The sequence below is a fragment of the Candidatus Binatia bacterium genome (genome assembly GCA_023150935.1).
Classification (GTDB): Bacteria; Desulfobacterota; Binatia; order HRBIN30; family HRBIN30; genus JAKLJW01.
The window spans coordinates 1-3,425 of sequence record JAKLJW010000087.1 but is presented as its reverse complement, the minus strand read 5'-3'; the positions used below and the strand labels follow the sequence as shown (position 1 = coordinate 3,425).

The window sequence follows — 3,425 nt, the reverse complement described above, 5'->3', positions numbered from 1 at the left end:
TAGATCGGCTGGTGCTCCGTGTGCGCCATCGTCAGCCGATTTCGCGGGGCTCGGCGCTAACGCGCCGAGCCCCGCCCAGAACGAAGACCAGATCCCGGAAATGCTCAAAACCTCAAAGATCAAATGACCAAGGGTTCAAATGACCTAATAATCCACTTGTGCTCCATAGCCCGAAGGGCGAAGGGGCATCACGAGCCGCCGCGCACGGCACGGACATAGAAGTTGGTGGACTTAAGGCCCGCGCCCACGTCCCCACTGCCGAAGCCCACGACCCACGCGCCGCTCGGGGAGCTCCGGTACGTAGTAGACGACCAGTAGTAGGACGAAACAGTGCAACTGCACGTCGTCACGGTGCATGACGGCACGCACGCTGTGTTGAAGGCGGCATCGATCGCCGGACCGAGGGCACCGTAGTTGACCAGGCTCAGTAACTCGTTGATGTTCGGCAGCCGCCAGTCCGTATACCCGGCGAAGCCGCCGCCATTGAGCGTCGCGATCTTCGTCGTCACCGCCGCGGTCCACGTGTAGGTGTTGTAGGCGTCGTGAATCGAGCCGTCGGCGCTCAACTTCTCCCACATCAGCCCCGTCTTCGTATCGGTCACCGTCCCGTCGCCGTTGTCGACGTACGCCCGCGCAACCCCCTTCTGGAACTCGCCGTCCTGGCCACTGCCGGCACAGGCGATCACGGTGCCGCTCACGTCGTAGCAGAGCGTTTGCCCGGTCTTCAGCCGCTGGGCCGGCGGCAGGGCGTAGCAGGCCGCCAGCTCCGCCGTGCAGGTGGCGAGGTCGCCCGAGCAATCCGCCAGGCCCCCGCCGCCGAGGGCTTGCGCGATGTTGTCGGTGTGCTCGTCGATTACGTCCTTGTACGCCGACACGGCCAGCGGCGCGTCCGGGCAGGTGGCGCTGGCGGCGGTCGCGGCGTCGATGAGCTTCTGCCACTTGTCCTGGAACTTCGTCTCGCACTTGCCGATGGCGGTGTTGTACTTGGCGAGGTCCCCGCTCTTGACGAGGCCCGCCTCCGCCTTCTGCCGGCAGTCGGCGTATTTCCCCGCCGCCTGGTTCTTCCCGGCCTCGCATTTCTGTTCCGGCGTCAGCGCCGCCGTCGCCGGCACCGCCGCCAGCAGCAGACCCGCGGCGATCAGATACTGTCCCGTGCGTCGCATGTCGTATCCTCCTCTTACGGTTATGGCATGCCCCCCATGGACACGCGGATGGTGTACTCAAGGTGTCATCACGTTCCTGGGTGTCTTTCAAGCTTGAAGAGCGGATTCCGGCGTGAGGGCACGCCGGCTCCTACGTGGGGATTCACCTGGGGATTCCCCGCCCGTGGAGGAACCACATCCTCCGGCAGCGGTGGGTGGCGTGGATGGCGGTTGAGAACCGCCGCAGAATGGCGAACACGAGAATGGGTTCTTGACAGATCCACGCCAGTTCTATCCGAAGCATGTTCTTCCGACATCTACTTCGATTCCTTCGTCTAGTTCCGTTCGGCATGTGATTTGTCGGGCACTCAATCGCGGTTGGATCAGCCTCGGGACGTCGCCAATAAAGCGCGGAAAAGGTCCGCCGGTAACACTTACAGAGGTGCCACCCCACCACCCCCGGGCTATCCGCTTGACCGGTGATGCAGAAATCGAGATTCTTGTGTGACCGATGGAGACCGAAACACAAATCTCAGCGCTCGTCTCGCGGACAACGAAAGAGCTGCTCGAAGGGTACGTGCGTGCGACCGGCGTGAAGAAGGGACGCATCGTCGAGCAAGCCCTTCGCCACCATCTCCAGGCTCTGCAGGAGCTGCCGGCAGATGTGATCGTTCACCCGCGGCTCGTCGTCACCCGCAAGTCTGGCGAAACGATCCTGAAGCAGGTGAAGACGGGCAAGGCGAACGCGGCTCTCCGTGGCCTGATGCGTGGTCGAGATTAGAACGCTCCGCGAGGGTGACGACCGCTCGCAGTTCCACTCCGGCGACGCCGATCTCGATCGGTTCTTCCACAAGTTTGCCGGGCAAAATCAGTTTCGGCACTACGTGGGTGTCACGTACGTCGCCGTCGCGGAGGGCCGCATCCTCGGATTCGTGACCGTCGCTCCCGGTCACGTCGAAATCGATGAGTTGCCGGTTGCGGCGCGCAAGAAGCTGCCGCGATACCCGCTGCCCGTGCTGCGGCTGGCCCGTCTCGCGGTCGACCAGTCGGTTCAGGGGCAAGGGCTCGGTGCTCAGCTTCTCGGGTTCGTACTCCAGCTCGCTCTACGAATGGCAAGCGACTACGGCTGTGTCGGCGTCGTGGCCGATGCGAAGCCCGACGCGACAGATTTCTACGCCAGGTACGGTTTCATCCCGATCGACGCGGTCGAGGGCCGGTCCGATGCGCGGCCACAGCCGCTTCCGATGTTCCTCTCCATGCGCATCATCAAAGGGGCGCTGAGCTTGACGTAATGTACTTCGGGGCGGAGTGTGCTCTGCTGTCAGCGCTCACCTGAAAGCTCGCCTTTTTGAGGCATCGGCCGGCCGTTGAGAGCTGAACGAGCCGCTTGGTCGGAAACGGGCCGGGCGGCTGGCCGAAAGAAGAGAGAGCGGATTCCGGCGTGAGGGCACGCCGGCTCCTACGTGGGGATTCACCTGGGGATTCCCCGCCCGTGGAGGAACCACATCCTCCGGCAGCGGTGGGTGGCGTGCGGCAACGCCCGACCAGCCGCAACGGCGGGCAGCCATCGGGGTCGGCATCGGTATCGGAATCGGTATCGATCCGAATGCCTCGATCTCGATTCCGACCCCGACCCCGAAGGGAGCACCGCGTTTTTATCGTATTCAGACGACCGCCGGGTCATGCACACTCCCGCAGGGAGGAAAACGTGGTCATGTCGCGATCGGCCGGATCGGGAGAGGTCAGGTGAGGGGATCCACCCGCCGCACAACGGCAACAGCACCCCGCCACAGAGTCAGGTCCCTCTCCCCCAGGGAGAGGTCAGGTGAGGGGATCCACCCGCTGCACCACGGCAACACCACCCCGCCGCGGAGTCAGGTCCCTCTCCCGCAGGGAGAGGTCAGGTGAGGGGGTGCGACCGGACGGTTACCCATGTGCCCGCTTGCACCGGAACGCAGCAGCGGCCAGGAAAATGACCCGATCGCACCACGAACTGCCCGAGATCATCGCCGCCGACACACATACCGGGCGACGGCTTCGTTTCATCCCCTCACCTGACCTCTCCCGCCGGGAGAGGAACCTGATCACATCGGACACTGCCGGATCGCAAGAGACCGCGTGCACGGAGTCACCCGCTGTACCACGGCAACACCACCCCGCCGCGGAGTCAGGTCCCTCTCCCGCAGGGAGAGGTCAGGTGAGGGGATCCACCCGACACCACGGCAACAGCACCCCGCCGCGGAGTCAGGTCCCTCTCCCGCAGGGAGAGGTCAGGTGAGGGGG

At 64.4% G+C, this 3,425-nt stretch carries 3 protein-coding genes; 2 read left to right on the top strand and 1 reads right to left on the bottom strand.

Translation table 11 applies throughout. From position 1 onward, the window contains the following. Positions 1–188 precede the first annotated feature (188 nt). Complete coding sequence (locus L6Q96_22975) at positions 189–1,163, bottom strand: DUF1566 domain-containing protein (GenBank protein ID MCK6557413.1); 975 nt, start codon at positions 1,161–1,163, stop codon at positions 189–191. 490 nt (positions 1,164–1,653) lie between these two features. Here L6Q96_22975 and L6Q96_22970 point away from each other — a divergent pair, with 490 nt between their 5' ends. Beyond that, complete coding sequence (locus L6Q96_22970; GenBank protein MCK6557412.1) at positions 1,654–1,923, top strand: hypothetical protein; 270 nt, start codon at positions 1,654–1,656, stop codon at positions 1,921–1,923. Beyond that, the gene (locus tag L6Q96_22965; protein MCK6557411.1) at positions 1,910–2,434 is read left to right on the top strand and encodes a GNAT family N-acetyltransferase; all 525 of its coding nucleotides are present in this window, start codon (positions 1,910–1,912) and stop codon (positions 2,432–2,434) included. The genes L6Q96_22970 and L6Q96_22965 overlap by 14 nt, the downstream gene beginning before the upstream one ends. Positions 2,435–3,425: the final 991 nt, after the last annotated feature.

Bases quoted from the DNA above. Each gene is read 5' to 3' on its own strand.
- L6Q96_22975 (MCK6557413.1), bottom strand. From the start codon at position 1,163: ATGCGACGCACGGGACAGTATCTGATCGCCGCGGGTCTGCTGCTGGCG.
- L6Q96_22970 (MCK6557412.1), top strand. From the start codon at position 1,654: ATGGAGACCGAAACACAAATCTCAGCGCTCGTCTCGCGGACAACGAAA.